A 17,931-nucleotide genomic window follows, 5' to 3' on the forward strand; every position below is an offset into this window, starting at 1 on the left:
ACACCCCGGCTCGCGACAACATAGCGCAAGTAGCCCGCTTTGGGTTCGGAGCAGCCGTTCGCTTCAGTCTGCCTGAACGTTCGCTTTGCTGCCAGTGAGCAGATTTTTCATTTATAGGATTAGAGCCTAAGGCACTGATTTAACGACCCGCAGGTCATTTTTGTCTGTTAAGGCGGACCTTTGACTGTGACGTGAGTGACGTTAGGCACTCTTTCCCCTGGCGCCGCGGCAGTAAGCAAGCGCTCGATGGCATTTAGATGCCCCTGAAGGGTCGCTCAGAAAGAAACCTGATATCATATACTTATGAAAATCCCTCCCACGTGAAGTAAGTAAACGCTCGTCATTCTGCGGTAGTCAACACCCATACAAACCCCGACAGAAACTCGAGCTACGGATTGACAGTGGTTCGTCCCATCCCGTGGATGAGGCGGAAACCAGCATTTCGCCTAGCGCGAATTTCAGGGACTTCCATCTGGGCGGGGCGTCTCTCTACAGACCACCTTGCCTTAGCCTGCCCTGAGGGGCCTTTATCGGGCGTCCTGAAACGCGTCGCGCGTCATCTTTCATTCAGGTGCCGCGCACTGGGCGGCGGGTCTTTCCTGTCCGATAGCTCCCGCGTGTCCCTGCCCTGGGGCGTTATCGGTTGAAAAGCCAAGTTGCACGCAATGCACGAAGAGAAACCTATATCCATGTTTAACGGAGCAAAGAGCTATGAAAGCCTCTGAACTCAACACTGAAAATGTCGTGGTCGCATGCGACGACATACCTGTTACATCAATAGCAAAGGACCCCCGATTTTGGTTTCGTTCTGGTGAAGCACCGAGCGCCGACCACATCGATACCCTAGCGAAAGCCTTACGATCTGGCCGAGAACTCGACCCGATACTGCTCTGGCGGGAATGCGATGATACCGGTAGCCATACCGGGCGATTGATCATCATGGATGGCCACCACAGGACCGAGGCATACTATCACCACTTCGAAACCCACAGGGTTGACCCAAGAGATGCTCCTCTGGTTCCCGTTCTTGTTCACGAATGCCTGCCTATGGTTGCCCGTTTGGTGGCGCTGGCGGCGAACACAAAAGACAGTAAGCCCTTGATGCCAGCAGAGCGGAACAACGCCGCATGGCGGTTGGTTCGCGATAGCTTGCAGTGGACGGGTAAGAACTGGCAGAGCCAGATAACCAAGTCACAGATCGCACATGCGTCAGGGGTCTCAACACGAACCGTTCAACGCATGAACAAGGTGTTTAAGCTGATGGCCGAAGCAGAGCACATTCCGACCGGGGAGTGGTGGCAGGACAATCAGTGGAAGGTCCAACTCGACGACGCTTGGACGCCTCCCAGCAGTGAGGAATTGGAAGCAATGACCAACGACGCTGCGAATGCAATCAGCAAGGTGTTGACCGATGCCAAGCTAAAGCGGGATGAGGATGTCCTTACAGTGTTGTGCAAGGTGTTCGACCCTTGGCGATTGAAGCAGATCACCGCAGAATTGTGGGAGAGCGATGTACTGGACGCTGACGAAGAATTTGCGGACACCAGCATCGTTGATCGAAGGCGCACCGCACGGACGCCTGTAGGGGACACTGAACGACCACTTGATGCGTTGTTGAGAGCAGCCAACGACGACGAAGGCAGCAACTTCACATACAACCCCCGGCGTAACTTCAAAGGACGCATGGACACGCTCTCAGACGACGCTCTCAGTTTGGATTAAGTCGGCTTCTGAGAGCATCCTAAACGAATACCCGAAGTGGCCGTGATGGCGGCACGAGGGGAGACACATAGAGGGAGACATTGTCTCCCCATAACAGCAACCGGGGCGTCCAGAACGGGCGTCCCTTTTCATATCTGGAACACACAATGGAACTGAATGAACAGAACCGCGTGGCCGACAAAAGGCTGCGCCGTATCGGCAATGACAAACGACGAGCGTTCACGAAACGCCTGAGATCAACCACACGCGCCCGCCTAGGCCACGACAAGATTGACGAGCAGCTTGACCTTTGGGCCGACCGACAAAACCACTGGGCTAGCGTGAGAGTGCGCCCTGAAGTGGTTGCTACGGTCAACACTGTGCGGGAACGCATGGTCGAACAGATGGGCCGAGAGGTCTCTCAGAGCGAAGCACTTTCATTCTTGGTTGGGCTTGGCGTGGTCGCCATGACCGACCGCAAACAAACCACAGCCCTCTAACGAACGAAGAAGAACCCCAAAATGACAAACACTGAAATAACAATTCACACTGATGGCTCATGCCTTGGAAACCCCGGTCGCGGCGGCTGGGCTGCAACTCTCCGACGATACGAAGACGGCAAAGAGGTCAAGAAGCGGTCCATCAATGGCGGCGTCAAACACACCACCAACAACAGGATGGAAATGACAGCCGCCATTCAGGGCCTAAAAAAGATCAAAAAAGGCGAGAAAGCTCAGATCACTGTTTACTCTGACAGCCGGTTGCTCATCCAAGGAATGACCGAATGGATGCCAAAATGGCAGGCTAACGGCTGGCGAAAAGCAGGCGGAAAACCCGTCGAGAACCGCGACCTTTGGGAAGAGCTACTTGCAGCAACTGACGGGCTGATCGTGGAGTGGGAATGGATTCGTGGCCACTCGGGAGACCCCAGAAACGAAGAAGTCGACGCGTTGGCAGCGGCGGCAGCCAATAAGGCCGCGTAATCTAGGGGTGTTTTGCTCTTAAACTAACTCAAGATGTCCCCACCTAGGTGGGGGCAATATTAGGATCAACTTGTGCCGGATTTCTCAGCCACTTGGGAGAAATGGCCACCAAGCTGCCGTTCGCTGCATTTGCAGCACTAGGCCTCAGCGACGGCGGCAATGCGCAGGAAGCGGACTTTGGATCAAAGATGCAGTGTCTTGGAGGCGTGGACAGCAGCTGTGCGGACAAATCGGTCATTCTCGTTTCTTGAAACCTGCACAAATCAAAATTCGACAATCATTGAGGTCTCAACAGCATGGACGCCTATACCCACGATAATTCCTACAAATATCAGCCCGACAAATGCGTTGATAACCGCTAAGACCCTGCTCGCGGGTTGCTCTGGCTTAATGTCACCGTAGCCTACTGTGGTTGCGTTTATGAAAGCATGATAAAGGCTTACCCCGGTCGACCAGCCTTCGATTCTACCAATCGATATCCCCAGCGTGGACACCAAAACCAGCAAAAACACTAATATCGGTGACAGATAGATCAGGTCCCAAAGGAAAACCGATAGAAACGTGCAAATGTAGCTGGCGTCGCAAACCATGTCGGGAGTCTACCCCTCTACTGATCGGGTCCTAATTGAAAACCAAGGTCTTGACGGGAAGCAAAATGGCCTGAGCACGTAAGACTATGGCATTTGCGATACCCATGCCGTCCACAATTCTTGCAATGAATGCAGACAGGCCCGTGATTTCACCAGCGTCGATTTCCTTTGCTCGGCTCGTATAGGCAACGCCAACGCACGCGCTACCGGGCGGGATGCTTTCAAGATGACGTGGGAAAATAGGTGCGAGAAAAGCCGTAACGGTACCGGGTCGCACTCTATCTTGCTGATCCAACAGCGCATCCCCCGGACGGAATTGCCCGGCAGCAATCGCGCCCTGTACTTCGTCTACGACCATTGGGATTATGGTCAAGGGTTTAGATGCACATGTAATTTCCACTAGCATACCTCGTTTCAGCACACTTGAAGAAATCTGACCAAATGCCGCGATGTAACGCCCTTGCCCCGTGACTTCAGGCACCAAAATCCCAGCAGGGCGAAGAATTGGATTAACGATATCACCCGGCTTTAGGAGGAACTGCGTTACCGTTCCATCCACCTCGGCGAACACGGTGGATTTTGATATCTCGTTCTCAGCCTCTCTCAAAACTGCACGAGCAGTTTCAAGCTGTGCAGGGAGAAGAGTGGTTTGGCGCAATTTGGCACCATCCAGCGTGGCAATAGCGGCTATCCGCTGGCTTTCTGCGCCGGACACTGCTGTTTGCAAGCGTTCCAATTCCTGCTCGCTCACAGCTGTGTTGTTTCGCTCCGCAAGCTTCAGACGTCGTTCCAAATCGCTCGTAGCCTGAGCAAGTTCGGCTTCCGCCGCCTCGACCCGAGCGATAGCACCAGCGACTTCCGTTGCGGCTAGGCCCAGAGCCGCCTCGATCTCTTCTATGCGGCGCTGAGCCGTATCTGCTGCTGCCTCCTGTCGCGTTGTGTCTAGTCGAAAAATAGCCTCACCGGCTTTCACGTCGTCATTATTAGCGACGTAGACTTCCGCGACCCGCCCCGCACGATCCGACAGAATGGTAACCGTACGAAACGCGGCGGAGACATTCCGCGTTGAGGGGTGGAAATAGAAGATCACCGTGATCAATGTCACAGCCAGTATTGCGCAGGCGGTCAAGCCCCACCGCAATTCATACCAGACATTGAACAGGGTAATTTCGTGGCCCCAACGCTTGCCCTGCCTGTAGCGGCGATACAGGTAGTCCGGGACGATTGTGATTAGCGCAGAGAAGACCAACTCAAGCATCGTGGCTCTCCGAGAGGTCTAATTCTGGCTTAAGTGGAAAGATTTCATGTAACGGCACGGCGGCGATCAGAATTGCTGCGATCCAGAAAGCGTTGTTCAGAGTGAAGAGAGAAATCAACCCAAGCACACCGACCAGCTGCATTTGGATTTTATGAGCACCAGCTGCCATACGGTCGGGAATGGCTTGTACGGTGAAGTAGAGTGCACCAAAACCCAGAAGCACTGTGACAAGAACCAATCCAACAACGATCAGAAAACCGTCTGTCTCTCCGGGGGGTGTCACCCAGAACGGGAGCCTCGCCATAGCCTCATCAGAAATAGAACTGCGCACCTGTACCCCACGCTTCCAAGTCATCACATTCGAATATAACTGATTGAAATCAAAAAAACCAATTTCTTATGAGGCTTTGAAATTTGTTCAAACGCATCATGACAAACCTGGCTAAACCACCAAGCTTTGAGACTGGGGTGTAGATCAATTACCGGGAGTATGTTCAGAATACTGTTGGGTCCGCTCTGGGCTCGCAGTCGACATTCGGCCCTTTCACTCAGACAATTGACGAGCACCGAGGGGTCAAGGTCGGCAAAGTGCAGTAAGCAGCCTTGTGCACCCGCAGCTACCAGATCACTCGGCTATGTCCGGTCAGAGCTCAAACTTGCTGAAAGCTGCATCCACCGCGAACGTTCGCTTTGCATGAATAAGGCCATATTTCACAATGTAGCTGGCACGACAGAATCGGAAACCTCGCTAGTGCATCTGCGAAGGCTCAATAAACGGCGGTATTGCGAACTCATCGCTCAATGCTACGCGATTTTAAGACGGTCGTTGGATTATATCCGATCTTGCTTTGCAGAAATCCAAGATGAAATGATCTTGAGGCAATCAGTATTGTCGTAAACTTCACTGTGCTTAAGGCCCTCCCACCTATCCAAGACTATAACCTCCTCAGTGTGAGGATCGTAATATTCAGCGGCGTTGCTTGAGATTGGCTCGACTAGAACGCTTTCATACGACCCGGTGTTGGGCGTTGTTTCAGCCGAAACTAGGCAATTGGAATAATGAAAGGGGATGTCGAAACCATACAATGCCGTACAGAACAGTCGGAGTATGCCCAGCAGGAAGGGCAGACCCAGCACTATTCCGACGGTGCTCATGATGATGGCAGCACCGAAATCAACGTCGTATCCAAACGCCATAGGGCCCAATAAAACTGGCAAGTAAGCCAAGACCAGAAACGACACACCAAAGACGGTGACGATCCTGTAAGGGATTGTCGCTACACGAATTGAAATCCAGTTGATTAACGCAGCAGCACCTAACAAGCCGTTTGCTTCATCACCAATTGTGCGAACCGAAAGAAACTTTTCGCTGGGTATGTGCGGAAGCTCTGCGTCGTAGATTCTCTGTTTGAATCTAAGGGAAGCGTCTTTGCTTGCTCTGTAGAGTATGAAGAAAACAAACCAAATCAGAAGATTGAGGCTCTGTGAAAGTAAGAAGGCGGCCCAAGAAACTCCGTCAGAAAAGTTATCGCCGTAGTCTTTGTGTATGTCGGACAAGATACCTTTCATGAACACAAAGATGATGATCGTTAGAGCGCAGCGCGCCAAAAAGCTCATGGTGTTTACCGATCTGTTGCTCCAGAAATGTAGGAACGGCGTCGACAGGCAGATGATACCGTCTATGTCGTCTTTGTTTTCCAATTGAGCATATGCGTATAGTGCGACGTTCCCGCCATGGCTGTGGCCGATGAGATAGTGAGCTACTTTTTCTCCGCTTTGTTCGTGTTGCGCTTTTAGCGACTCCACATGCAACTTTAGGTCCCGAGCCGCAGTCAGCCTCGCTCGAACTTTGTTTTGGCCACGCCAAGAGAAGGAATGAACCGAAGGTGCGTTTGGAAGGTTCTTTCTCAACCAAGAGGCCAATGATGAGCCTGACTTTATCCAACTGGCATTGGGGGCAAACGTGCCATTAATCAAAGTAATCAATATCTTAGGATCGCTCATTTTTCGCCTCCAATTACGTAAACTTGACGCCGACCGTATTCTTCTTGTTCCTACTTGTCATTGTTGATGTATCGGCCCTTCGCACGTCCACGTTGGCATGCGTAGGTCATAGAAGCTCAGCTTTTCTGCAACGAGGCGTAGATAATATCTCAACACACAACATCTCAGCATATTGGCGTGTCTGGCAAAAAGTGCTCTTCCGCGAAAGGCGGACATTGAAGGAACCCTTGTCGATGTCTCCTTCGTCCGCGTTGCGGTCATTCGCGATATTTCGACCAACATCCGCATCGAGCCCAGATTTACCTATGCTGCGCTCAGCGGATAGGTCTGCTAGTATGGATATGCTTTTGCAAAACTCGGTAGAATTAGTTGACACAATCATCCAACAGACGCGTACCAGATCCGAATGTGAAACTTGCATGCAAACCTCGCGTATACAGATCCTCCATTGGTTTGGATTTCTGGTACGACCATAAATGCCGCGCGATTGTTACCAATGATCCGACAACGTCCATTAAATTCGTCCGTGCTAACCGAGGCATGGACAGTGTCATGTTCGTGTACCTCGAAATAGATGGAATGAGCGTTCAGATCGCACAAAAAAATGGTGAACCCTACCCACCTAGTGTCTATCGAGGTCCAAAGCATTCAACAACTTGGGTCATAGGATCGCTCGGTATACCGCTCTATCGACATCAATTGACTCAGGGTTACAGGTCGTTGGGGGAAGCCGATTTCGATGCTTCCAACGGATATGAGCCCATTGCAATTGAATCCGGGTTTTCTTCAAAGAAGCAACAAGATGTAGCGGTGTGTTTCATTAATGAAGCGCTCCAACGGTATAGTGGCGAGTGGATCGGAGCGTGTCGCGGTGAAGAACAACAAGCAGAGGTATATTTTCGGCCAGAGTTGGAAGAACAACTGGCGAATGGGGAATTACTATACCCTAGGTGACCTCTCCAAAAACAGACATCGAGCATTGCAGATGAATGGCGGCTTTGTCCGCGATTCCGTCGTTGCCCCGATTTTGCTGAACGTCCGCTGTTGGTAGGAAAGCTACCGTTCAGGCTGGTTGCGACGGTTCATGGAAAGGATCGTGCGCGCGACACATACGACTTCTTGGTCAGGCGCGAGGCCGGTCAGGCGATGCGACCACCTTCTCAGCCCAAAGGAGCGCCCGGCGATGCTTACGCCTTCGACCGCGCATTTAGAAACACTCTCGCAGAGTAAACATACCACCCCGAAGGCATCCGAATTAGACCCGGCGCAGCCAAAACCGGACTCGTCAGGTGACGAGTCCGAAAAACTCGGCATCGACCCGGAGCAGCCAAACCCAGCCTCCTCCGGGGAGGAGGCTGCAAACCTCGGCATCACCGCCTTGGCACTGGCGTTCGCCCGGTTAGCCACGCCCAACTTCTGCCGCGCCTCATGGCATAGACCAGATCGGCGTTGATCCCAAACAGTCGCGCGATGCTCGCAGGCCGGTTTCCCTCCTTGAGCATCTGATCGATCTTCAAAGCTTCCAGATTGGTGATCTTGGCAACCGGGTTCTTTTCTCCGAAATGGTCTGTGCCAATCGCCTTCTTATGCCGCGCGTTTTCCTTCGGCGTCACCCAATGGAGGTTTGGCGTCCGATTGTCATCCTTCACGCCGTTGATATGCGCGGCCTGATGCTCGTCGCTTGGTGGCGGTCCTTTGTGCGCCCAGAGAACAGCGCGGTTGACCATCGTCGTGCGGCCTGCTGCTTGGAAGAAAAGATAGCCTTTGAAGTTCGGATTTAGTTTTAGAACCTTGCGGGAACGCGCAGACCAGACGCGGCCCATATTGCTGATGAGATATTGCGGTGCTGGCGGGTATGGCTTCCAGACTTCTCCGACTTTGGCAGGCGGTTCTGAGATGATAGGTTGCTGCATATCATGATGCTCCAAACTAGGGGTCGAGGATTGGACGCTCGCTGCCCCTAGTTTATCAGCTTTTCCGTCAAAATTGGGAACGAAATGGGAGCCGATACGCTTTATGCGGTCGGTTTTTCTATAATTAATAAATAGTTAGATGTGGGATGGTGGTAGCGGAGGAGGGACTTGAACCCCCGACACGCGGATTATGATTCCGCTGCTCTAACCAACTGAGCTACTCCGCCTTGAGTGAGAGGCGATGTAAGCGAGGGGCCCGGGAGGGTCAAGAGGGAAATCAACCCGCCCGAAGATTTCTTTCACGCGTGCCCAGATGGCTTGTTCTGCAAGGACATCCGGGGGGATGTGGTTGCGGCCGTCATCCTGCGGATGAAGGCAGCGCAGATTTCGGGCTCAGTAATCGGAATCATGTGACCGAACCCGTCCAGCTCTTCAAAACTCAGCCCGAATTCGGCCATTGTCGGCCCGTGCAGCGGCGGCGACAGTATCGCGTCCTGACGACCATACAGGATGCCCCCGGGGACAGTCAGTTTCGGATAGCGCGCGACCTGCGTGTTTATACTGGCATCGACACCGGCAACGTCCTGAGACGCTGTGATAAAGGCGGAAGGCCGCAGGCCGAGCGCGCCGCCTGCCCGGTCCAGAAAGTCATCAGGCGGGGTCTCTGGGTCAAACGCTGCGCTCAGCGTGTGCGGCGCGGTTTTGGACGCCAGAGGAACGGCGAGCGTGTTGCCGATCAGACTGCGCAGCCATTCGGAGCGGATCTCGAGCGGTTTGAAGATCGCCGGGGTTTCGGGCAGTTTGTGAGTCAGCGGTGCCAGCAGCGCCAGCCCGGCAATTCGGGCCGGATGGTCCAGTGCCATCGCCAATGAAACCGCGCCCCCCAGCGAGTGGCCGACCAGAACGGCCCGGTCCACGCCTTTTTTGTCCAGAAACTCAGCAATCATGCCAGCCTGGTGGGGCAATTGCGCCAGCTCGGCCGTATCGCGCGTTGAATACCCGCATCCCGGCCGGTCCAGCGCGATAACGTGGTAGTCGTCGGCCAGAAGATCCACCAGCGCATAGGTAAAGTGCTGCAACTGCCCGGCCAGGCCATGGATCATGACGATGGTCTGTGCGTCGGGGTTTCCCCTTTCCACATAGTGAATGCTGCCGCCGCGAACGGGTGTGATCTGACCCAGCTGTGGCACGGTTTCAAGACCGTGGCGTGTTATCCTCCGGGTCCACAGGTTCGTGACAAACAGGGCCACGGCAAAGACGGCGATCACGATCAGAACGGTTGTCATTCAACTCTCTCCATTGCCAAGGGCGGCGGGTCTGTATTGTTCCAACCCCGATTGTGCCATGCGTTTCTGGAACTCGGCAACCGTGCCGGGCCAAAGGGTCGTGTTCCGCCCTTCCGCATCCATGTACCACGATGAACAGCCCCCGGCCTGCCAGACACCGTCCGAGTGGCGGTCGTGCATTTCCCGTGTGAACGCCGCCTGTCTGGCTGCGTCAGGAGTAATCGCGGACAGACCCTTGTGCTGCATCTCGCTCAGGACCCGGCCGATATGGCCAACCTGGGCCTCGATCATCAGCACGACCGAGTTATGCCCCAGCCCGGTATGCGGCCCCAGAAGGAGGAAGAAATTGGGGAAACCCGCAATTGCGGTACCCAGATGCGCGCACATGCCATCCGACCAGGCAGTGCGCAACGTCAGCCCGTCTGTGCCGGTGATGTCCAGACGCTCGACCACGTCGGTTACGTGAAACCCCGTGCCCCAGATCAAGGCATCCGCCTTGGTCTGGGTGCCATCCGCCGCGATGACTGTGTCACCTTCAATTCGGGCGACGCCTTTCGGAACAACGCTGACATTGTCGCGGGCCAGGGTCGGGTACCAATCGTTCGAGCTCAGGATTCGTTTGCAGCCGATCCGGTAGTCGGGGGTCAGAACCCGTTGTTCGGCCGGATCGGTGATGGCGCGCTCCAATGCCTTTCGCCACATTTTCAAGGCAAAATTTACCGCACGTTCCTCACCGCGAAACACGCGGTGGCGAAATTCGAAGATCATGAATATCAACTTGCGCCGAATGCGCGGCAAAATGGGAAACCGGGCGTAAATGCTGCGCACCCAGGGCGCAATCGGGCCGTCCGGGCGCGGCATCACGTAAGGCGCACTGCGCTGAAAGATCGTGACGTGGCCTGCAATTCCGGCGATTTCGGGTACAAACTGAACAGCGGACGCCCCGGTACCGACGACCGCAACGCTCTTGCCGGTCAGATCGACATCGTGATTCCATTCGGCAGAGTGGAAACTGGGGCCGGGAAACCTGTCTGCGCCGGGGATGTCCGGAATGCTGGGATAATGAAGTGCACCAATGGCCGAGACCAGAAACCGGGCCGACCAGTGCTGACCATCCATCGTTTCAACTTGCCAGCGCGTTCCATCCCACCTGGCCGATTTCAGCTCCTGCCCGAAGTGGCACAGGTCATACAACCCTTCCTGACGCGCAACCTTTTGCAGATAAGCCTGTATTTCTGCGCCACCGGCATACGCGCGGCTCCAATGCGGGTTGAGGTGGGTCGCCATGGAATACAGATGCGATGGCACATCACAGGCGACACCGGGATAGGTGTTTTCGCGCCATGTCCCCCCGATATCATCGGCCTTTTCCAAAATCGCGATATCCTTGATACCGCGTTTGCGGGCCTCAAGCGCCATCGTCAGCCCGGCAAACCCGGCGCCGACGATCAGCATCTCTGTTTTGTGGTGCATGAGTGAGTGCCTTCAGAATCAACCTTACGTTTATCTGTTGCAGATGTATGCACTTGATTGGCTGTGAAGTAGGTCACACAGGGGAAAATGACCGGGCGTCCTTTCGTTACAAATGGATGAAAAAAAAGGATTGGCTTAACCTTTGTCGCTTCTTGCAAGCACATATCGCAATCAGAGAGGTGGGCGCGCCGCGAATCCGTCAGTTTGCTTCAAAATTGGAGGATTGCCCCTTGACCACTCGCACTGCCACGCGTTCCGGCGGACGTTCTGCCCGCCGCGCCAAACGCTCCGCTCCGAACTTTGACATGCTGCCGGGCCTGACCCGAGGCATCCCGCTGTGCGAGGTCATGGACGCGACCCAGGTTGAGCGCATCGACAATGCGGCGATGGACATTCTGGAGAACGTCGGTGTTCAGTTCCGCGACCCCGTCGCGCTGGAAGACTGGAAAAAAGCCGGAGCCAAGGTTGATGGAGAGCTGGTTTTTCTGGATCGCCACATGGTGCGCGACCTAATCTCGAGCATTCCGGCGCAGTTCACCTATCACGCGCGCGATCCGAAAAAGAACCTGGCGCTGGGGGGCAAGCACGCGATCTTCGTACCGATGACCGGGGCGCCATTCCTACGCGATCTGGACGATGTGCGCCGCAACCCGACGTTGGATGATCTGGCGATGTTCCACAAGCTATCGCACATGATGCCCGCGCTGCACAGCTCGGCCCATCACATTGTCGAGCCCTATGATCACCCGATCAGCCAGCGGCATCTGCGCATCACCTATTCGTCGATGAAATATTCGGACAAGACCTTCATGGGTATGACCACCTCGCCCAGGAACGCCGAGGATGTGATGGATATGAGCGATATCCTGTTCGGCGAAGGTTTCATTGACGATCATCCGGTCACCACCGGCAACTGCAACGGCAACAGCCCGCTGGTCTGGGACGAAACCATGCTGGGTGCGATGCGGGCCTTCTGCCGCCGCAATCAGCCGGTTCTGTGCTCGCCCTTTGTTCTGGGGGGCGCGAACACCCCGGCATCGGTGCCCGCGACCGTGGCACAGCTGACTGCCGAGGCGCTGTCGGCGCTGGCCTATACGCAGGTGATCCGCAAGGGCTGCCCTGCGATCTGGGGGCATTACCTGTCGACCGTTTCGATGAAATCCGGAGCACCCATGGCCGGCACGCCCGAGATCAGCCTGATGAACTTCATGATCGGCCAGATGGCGCGCTTTTACGATGTTCCGTGGCGCACCTCGAACACGCTGGGCGGGGCCAAGACCTTTGACGCGCAGGCAGGCTACGAATCCGCCACGACGCTGAGCGCGGTCATTCACGCCGGGGCCAATTATATCTGGCATTCGGCAGGCTGGAACGAGGCTGGCATGCATTGCTCGGTCGCCAAGTTCGTCGTGGATGCGGAACAATGCGCGATGGCTTACCGCATGGCCGAAGGGCCGAAGTGGCACGACTTCGATGAGGCTTTGGCAGCGGTTCCGGATGTGGGGCCCGGCGGGCATTATCTGGGTCATCCGCACACACAGGACAACTTCCAGACCGCGTTCTTCATGCCGGAACTGTTCGACAACAACTCGATCGAACAATGGGTCGCCGAAGGTGAAATTGAAATCACTGAACGCGCCCTGAAACATGCACGGAAATTGCTGGCCGAATACCAAGAACCCAAACTGGACGAAGCCAGGAACGAAGCGCTTCTGGACTATATCGCCCGCCGTGAAAGGGAAATCCCGGCGGCGGATGAGTTGAACCAGACATACTGATATACACTCCCCTTACTGGCCCGACCGCATTTCGGGTTGGTCGTTTTTTTTCGGTCAGGACAAGTACACAAGATGAAGATTGCCGAACTGCACATCCACAGCTACGAACTGCCGGTCAAAAACGGACCCTAAACCATGGCCAATGCCAAGGTCCGGGCGCTGGATTCCACGCGGGTCAAAACCGTCGCGGATAACGGTGCAACCGTTCGGCCCGAGCTGCTGGAAGGTGTCTGACTGGCTTCGCCATATATATCGAAGGCAACTACGATCCCGAAAACGGTATCCAAATCAAAGGCGCGCATATCGAACTGCCAATCGGGCCGGGGCTGGGCGTGGTTCCTGTTGAAGGCCTGATCGGAGCACCTGTCGCATCGGTCCAGCAATGGATGACCTTATGAACCTGAATGGAATATCGGCTTGGGTCACTGGCGCTGCCGGTGGCATCGGGGCGTCAATCGTTCAACGCCTGCACAATGCGGGGGCACGGGTGGGCGCAGCGGCATTGGCCGGGCCATCGCCCAACGTTTGCAGGACGAAGGGGCGCATGTCTTCACTGCCCAACGTGGCGAGGGCTCGGAATTCCACGGCATCGTTGCGGATTTCACCCTTACCGACAGCCCCGCGCAGATGGTCAGCAAAGTGACTGACCTGGCCGGGCGTCTTGACGTGCTGGTCAACAACGCCGGCATGATGCAGGAAGCCTCGGTCGGGGGATGAGTCTTTAGGACTGGCACCGCACTCTGACGGTGAACCTGACCACCCCGCTCCCGATGATCAAAGCTGCGCTGCCGTATCTGCGCGACACCAAGGGCACTATCGTCAACATCGGATCCATCGAAGGCTTGGGCAGCAATCCCGGTCACGCCGTCTATTGCACATCAAAGGCAGGGTTGCACGGCCCGACCCGCGCCGTTGCCGTGGATCACGGGGCCGAGTGTATCCGCTGTAACGCCGTCGCGCCGGGATGGATCGATACCCAGTTGAACGAGGAATTCATCGAATCCATGCCTGATCCGTCCGCGTTCCGTCGCGACATCGCCAAGATCCACCCGGTGGCCCGAACAGGGCGGCCTGAAGAAGTTGCCGCGCTCGTCGCGTTTCTGGCGTCTGGGGATGCGGGTTTCATCACCGGGCAGGTCTTTACGATAGATGGTGGACGCATGGCCAAGCTGAGCTTGCCTTGACCTCACTCTTTACCAGATCGCCACTCTTTCCAGATCAAATAGCTGTTCGCCCCAAGCGAGGCGAAGGGCTCGGGCGGCAATCTCGGAAGGTCCGGCTGCGCCAGAAAGTGATCCGCGATCTCTGATCCGCCCTGCATCAGCAGTTCCGCGATGCCCATGCCTTGCAAAGTGCCCCGGGCGATGCCCAGGCCATTCTGACAGCAGGCCGAGAACACGTCCTCCTCCAATTCGCCAAACGCCGCGGATCCGTTGCGGCTGAGGCACAGCATCCCGGCCCAGCGATGTTCCATCTGCACATCCGACAGATTTGGAAAGCGTTCCCGGAACTTGCGGTCATGCACCCAGCCGGCATTGCGCAACCGCATCCGGCTGGTTTCGATCGTCGGGTGAAAACTGGATCCGGTACGGATCAGAATGCGATCCCCGTAGCTGCCCGAAATGCGCCGGACCGAGGTGCCCATCGGATCCGCCGGGGTCACCGACCAGCGCGGTTGCCCGCCCAGTGTCTTGATCTGCGCCTCGGTCAGCGGGGCCGTGATCGAGGCGTAGAGGCAGATATGCATCAACTGCCTCTGGTAGAACCCGAAGCTTTCCAGATGGCCATTGTTGGCCAGGATGATCCGCCCGGTGCTGACCCTGGCCTTGTCGGTGCTGACGATCCAGCCTGTGCCCTGCTTTTCAAAGCTGGTGACAGGAGAGTTTTCAAACACGTCAATCTGGCCGGCCAGGCGGTTCGAAAGCGCCCGCACATAAGCTGCCGGCTGGATCATGACCGTCCCCGGCGCAAAAAGCCCCGAAACATAATGCGGGCTGCCCGTGATCTCTTGCATCTGCTTTTGGTCATACAGCGTATGCGGCTCACCCAGTTTGGTCAGATGCCCGGCAAAGGCGCGGTTATGGGCGTCTCCTGCCTTTGTGGCGGCTGCATTGTGTTTGCCGCAAGGATCGAACATCTCTTGCGGCAGGTCGCAATCGGCGGCGACCTCGGTTGCGAATGCGATGGCCTTACGGTTCAGTGCAATGGCGGCGCGGTCCGCTTCCAACCCATCGCCTGCGTAGTTGTCCGAGGCCAGATCATGCGGCAGGTCGATCATGAACCCCGAGTTCCGCCCCGCCGAACCATCCGCAAATCTACCCGCTTCCAACAGGGCGATCTTCAACGAGGGGTCCAGCTGGTGCAACCGCCGCGCCGTGGTCAGCCCGGCAAACCCACCGCCGACAATGGTGACGTCGGCGGTCAGGTTCTGTTCGAGCTCTGGCAGGGGCTCCTGGGGCGGCAGGATGGCATTCCATCCCGCCGGGCCCGTCTGCCGGGGCAGTCTTTTGGCCTCAAAGCGCGTCAATCCACGGCCTCGTCGGCGTCGTCGGAAAGATCAATCCAGATGGTTTTCAGCTGGGTGTACTGATCATGCGCATGGATCGAATTGTCGCGACCCCCAAAGCCCGATTGCTTGTAGCCGCCAAACGGCGTGGTGATGTCGCCTTCGCCGAAACTGTTTACCGTAACAGTCCCTGCCCGAATGGCTCGCGCACCGCGGATGGCCCGCTTGGCGTTGGCGGTGAAGATCGAGGCACACAAGCCGTAGTCAGTGTCATTGGCAATCCTGATCGCTTCGTCAAAGCCCGAGACTTCAATTACGGACAGGACCGGGCCAAAGATCTCCTCTCGGGCCAGCACGGTGTCATTGCCCGGCACTTCGACGACGGTAGCCTCGACAAACCCCTTGTGCGCCTTGCCGCCGATCACCACGTTTTCAACCTGATCGAGGTATCTGCAGACCTTGTTGTAATGCCCTTCGCTGACCAGCGCGCCCATGCGGGTTTCAGGGTCCAGCGGGTCACCGATGTTCCACTGTTTGGCGTGATGCGCTATGCGTTTCAGCAGTTCGGCTTTCACGTCTTTATGCACGATCAGGCGCGACGAGGCCGAGCAGTTCTCGCCCATGTTCCAGAACGCACCATTCACCACATGCGCCGCCACCCGGTCGAGGTTTTCGGCGTCGTCCATGACGATGGCGGGGTTCTTGCCGCCCATCTCAAGCACCACCTCCTTGGCGTTGCTTTCCGCCGAATAGGTCAGGAACCGCTTGCCCGTCACCGTCGAGCCGGTGAAGGAAACCATGTCGATATCCATGTGCCGCCCGATGGGTTCGCCCACATCGGCCCCTCCGCCCGGTACGATGTTCAGTACGCCGCGGGGAAGGCCAGCCTCCATTGCCAGTTCGGCTAGGCGCAGCGCGGTCAGCGTGGTTTCAGCCGCGGGTTTCACAACCACTGAACAACCCGCCGCCAAGGCAGGTCCGATCTTCCACGCCAGCATCAGCAGTGGGAAGTTCCACGGCAGGACCAACCCTACAACGCCAATGGGTTCACGCACGACCATGGCGATATGGTCGTCACTGGCTGGTGAGACCTGATCGTAAATCTTGTCGATCGCTTCAGCATGCCATTTCAGACAGTGGATGGTTTCGGGCACGTCCACGGTTTCGCAGTCATAGATGGTCTTACCGCTGTCGTTACTTTCCATCACCGCCAGTTCACGGGCGTTGCGGGTCATCAACTTGCAGAGCCGGATCAGCACATCCTTACGCTCGGACGGGTGCATTTTGCTCCAGCGCCCATCGTCAAACGCTTCACGCGCCTTTTCGACCGCAAAGTCGACATCCGCTGCACCGCAGGATGCGATATCCGCCAGCTTGCCGCCCGTAGCCGGGTTCACTGTCTCAAAGGTTTCACCCGTGATCGACGGGCGGAATGCCCCGTCGATGAACGCCCCGGTCGGCAGGTTCAGGCCTGCGGCGATTGATTTGTATTCGTCCTGTGTCAGCAGATCCATATCTCTCACCCCTCAGCCACAATGTCAGCGATTGTCTTCTTGAGCACACGGGTCACCTGTTCCAGCGCGCGCTTGTCATCCTTGTTCAGACCTTTTAGCGGAGGCCGCATCGCGCCCGCGTCGATCCCGTTCATGGTAACGCCATGCTTGATGGTCTGGATGAACTTTCCACCCTGTTCCAGCACCCGCATCAGCGGCATCATCGCGGACATGATCCGGCGACCTTTCGCGAAATTGCCTTCAACCACGCAGGCCCGATACAGAGCCACGTGTTCAGCAGGCAGGAAGTTCGACCCGCCGCACACCCAGAACGGCGCGCCCCAGGCAAAGAACTCGAGCGCCTGATCATCCATACCGCAACCAAGTTGGATATGTGGATAGTCGCGGGCCAGCAAATGCACCCGGTTGATTTCGCCCGAGCTTTCCTTGATGCCGCAGAAATTCCGGCTGCGGCCCACACGGTCAAGGAACTCTTCGCCCATCATCGTACCGGTGCGGTGCGGGTAGTTGTACAGCATCACAGGCAGATCGGCGGCCCTGTCGATAGCCAGCGCGTTCAACGCATTCTCGCGGTCGGTTGGCACTGAATATGGCGGACTGGCCAGCAGGATTGCGTCTGCGCCGATCTTACGTGCGCCCGAAGCCAGAGCAATAGAATCCGGCGTCAGCATCGCGCCTGTGCCAACCACCAATGGCAACCGGCCCTTCAACTGCTCATGCGTGAATCTGGCCAGTTCCAGCCGTTCTTCCACAGTCTGGGCATAGTTCTCGCCGGTCGAACCACCCGAGATCAGGCCATGCACGCCATTCTCGATCAGGTATTCGATCACGTCGGACAAGGCGTCCCAATTCACGCTGCCATCGTCGTGATAAGGCGTGACCACAGGGGTATAGATCCCCTCAAACTTGAAAATCGGGTTCATTC

The 17,931-nt window shown here is 56.3% G+C and carries 18 protein-coding genes and 1 tRNA gene; 8 read left to right on the plus strand and 11 right to left on the minus strand.

From position 1 onward, the window contains the following. The first annotated feature begins 711 nt into the window (after positions 1–711). The 4 genes from AC2FEB_RS21285 (at position 712) to AC2FEB_RS21300 (ending at position 2,935) form a co-directional block, all read left to right on the plus strand. Positions 712–1,722, plus strand: a complete 1,011-nt coding sequence (locus AC2FEB_RS21285; protein ID WP_496676947.1) for a hypothetical protein — start codon at positions 712–714, stop codon at positions 1,720–1,722. A 146-nt stretch (positions 1,723–1,868) separates the two neighbouring features. Further along, complete coding sequence (locus tag AC2FEB_RS21290) at positions 1,869–2,201, plus strand: hypothetical protein (RefSeq protein WP_496884354.1); 333 nt, start codon at positions 1,869–1,871, stop codon at positions 2,199–2,201. 21 nt (positions 2,202–2,222) lie between these two features. Continuing rightward, the gene (rnhA, locus tag AC2FEB_RS21295) at positions 2,223–2,684 is read left to right on the plus strand and encodes a ribonuclease HI (RefSeq protein ID WP_496676953.1); all 462 of its coding nucleotides are present in this window, start codon (positions 2,223–2,225) and stop codon (positions 2,682–2,684) included. Between the two features lie 101 nt (positions 2,685–2,785). After that, on the plus strand, positions 2,786–2,935 hold the full coding sequence (locus AC2FEB_RS21300) for a hypothetical protein (protein WP_496676955.1): 150 nt from the start codon (positions 2,786–2,788) through the stop codon (positions 2,933–2,935). Between the two features lie 12 nt (positions 2,936–2,947). Here the strand turns inward: AC2FEB_RS21300 and AC2FEB_RS21305 are convergent, their stop codons facing one another. From AC2FEB_RS21305 to AC2FEB_RS21320, 4 genes are all read right to left on the minus strand, one after another. After that, positions 2,948–3,274 (minus strand): potassium channel family protein, encoded by a 327-nt coding sequence (locus AC2FEB_RS21305; RefSeq protein ID WP_496676958.1) that lies wholly within the window; start codon positions 3,272–3,274, stop codon positions 2,948–2,950. A 31-nt stretch (positions 3,275–3,305) separates the two neighbouring features. Then, a complete protein-coding gene (locus AC2FEB_RS21310; RefSeq protein WP_496676960.1) occupies positions 3,306–4,532 on the minus strand; it encodes an HlyD family secretion protein in 1,227 nt (408 codons plus the stop codon). Beyond that, positions 4,525–4,836, minus strand: a complete 312-nt coding sequence (locus AC2FEB_RS21315) for a hypothetical protein (RefSeq protein ID WP_496676963.1) — start codon at positions 4,834–4,836, stop codon at positions 4,525–4,527. Before AC2FEB_RS21315 ends, AC2FEB_RS21310 begins: the two co-directional genes overlap by 8 nt. A gap of 527 nt (positions 4,837–5,363) precedes the next feature. Next, complete coding sequence (locus AC2FEB_RS21320) at positions 5,364–6,536, minus strand: esterase/lipase family protein (protein WP_496884355.1); 1,173 nt, start codon at positions 6,534–6,536, stop codon at positions 5,364–5,366. A 552-nt stretch (positions 6,537–7,088) separates the two neighbouring features. Here AC2FEB_RS21320 and AC2FEB_RS21325 point away from each other — a divergent pair. Continuing rightward, positions 7,089–7,490, plus strand: a complete 402-nt coding sequence (locus AC2FEB_RS21325; RefSeq protein ID WP_496884356.1) for a hypothetical protein — start codon at positions 7,089–7,091, stop codon at positions 7,488–7,490. 416 nt (positions 7,491–7,906) lie between these two features. Here the strand turns inward: AC2FEB_RS21325 and AC2FEB_RS21330 are convergent, their stop codons facing one another. The 4 genes from AC2FEB_RS21330 to AC2FEB_RS21345 all read right to left on the minus strand — a co-directional run bounded on the left by AC2FEB_RS21330 (position 7,907) and on the right by AC2FEB_RS21345 (position 11,208). Beyond that, positions 7,907–8,449 (minus strand): HNH endonuclease, encoded by a 543-nt coding sequence (locus tag AC2FEB_RS21330; protein ID WP_496884357.1) that lies wholly within the window; start codon positions 8,447–8,449, stop codon positions 7,907–7,909. 150 nt (positions 8,450–8,599) lie between these two features. After that, positions 8,600–8,676 (minus strand) — tRNA-Met (locus AC2FEB_RS21335). Positions 8,677–8,748: 72 nt separating this feature from the next. Then, positions 8,749–9,735 carry an alpha/beta fold hydrolase gene (locus AC2FEB_RS21340; protein WP_496676979.1) on the minus strand — a complete coding sequence of 329 codons (987 nt, stop codon included), beginning with the start codon at positions 9,733–9,735 and terminating at the stop codon, positions 8,749–8,751. Next, complete coding sequence (locus AC2FEB_RS21345) at positions 9,736–11,208, minus strand: flavin-containing monooxygenase (RefSeq protein ID WP_496676982.1); 1,473 nt, start codon at positions 11,206–11,208, stop codon at positions 9,736–9,738. It abuts the gene before it with no gap. A 230-nt stretch (positions 11,209–11,438) separates the two neighbouring features. On the opposite strand from AC2FEB_RS21345, the gene AC2FEB_RS21350 reads away from it, so the two are divergent. The 3 genes from AC2FEB_RS21350 (at position 11,439) to AC2FEB_RS21360 (ending at position 14,170) form a co-directional block, all read left to right on the plus strand. Then, positions 11,439–12,986, plus strand: a complete 1,548-nt coding sequence (locus AC2FEB_RS21350; RefSeq protein WP_496884358.1) for a trimethylamine methyltransferase family protein — start codon at positions 11,439–11,441, stop codon at positions 12,984–12,986. 417 nt (positions 12,987–13,403) lie between these two features. Next, positions 13,404–13,703: an SDR family NAD(P)-dependent oxidoreductase gene (locus AC2FEB_RS21355; protein ID WP_496676986.1), complete on the plus strand. Its 300-nt coding sequence runs from the start codon at positions 13,404–13,406 to the stop codon at positions 13,701–13,703. 29 nt (positions 13,704–13,732) lie between these two features. Beyond that, complete coding sequence (locus AC2FEB_RS21360) at positions 13,733–14,170, plus strand: SDR family NAD(P)-dependent oxidoreductase (RefSeq protein ID WP_496676988.1); 438 nt, start codon at positions 13,733–13,735, stop codon at positions 14,168–14,170. Between the two features lie 2 nt (positions 14,171–14,172). On the opposite strand, the gene AC2FEB_RS21365 is transcribed toward AC2FEB_RS21360, so the two are convergent. From AC2FEB_RS21365 to AC2FEB_RS21375, 3 genes are read right to left on the minus strand one after another with little or no spacing between them, the layout of a single operon-like run. After that, entirely contained in the window at positions 14,173–15,513 is a 1,341-nt protein-coding gene (locus AC2FEB_RS21365; protein WP_496676991.1) for an NAD(P)/FAD-dependent oxidoreductase, read from the minus strand. Next, positions 15,510–17,006: an aldehyde dehydrogenase gene (locus AC2FEB_RS21370; RefSeq protein WP_496884359.1), complete on the minus strand. Its 1,497-nt coding sequence runs from the start codon at positions 17,004–17,006 to the stop codon at positions 15,510–15,512. The genes AC2FEB_RS21365 and AC2FEB_RS21370 overlap by 4 nt, the downstream gene beginning before the upstream one ends. A gap of 5 nt (positions 17,007–17,011) precedes the next feature. Beyond that, positions 17,012–17,929 (minus strand): dihydrodipicolinate synthase family protein, encoded by a 918-nt coding sequence (locus tag AC2FEB_RS21375; RefSeq protein WP_496676996.1) that lies wholly within the window; start codon positions 17,927–17,929, stop codon positions 17,012–17,014. Between the last annotated feature and the right edge of the window lie 2 nt (positions 17,930–17,931).

It is taken from the genome of Ruegeria sp. YTSC106, assembly GCF_059609765.1.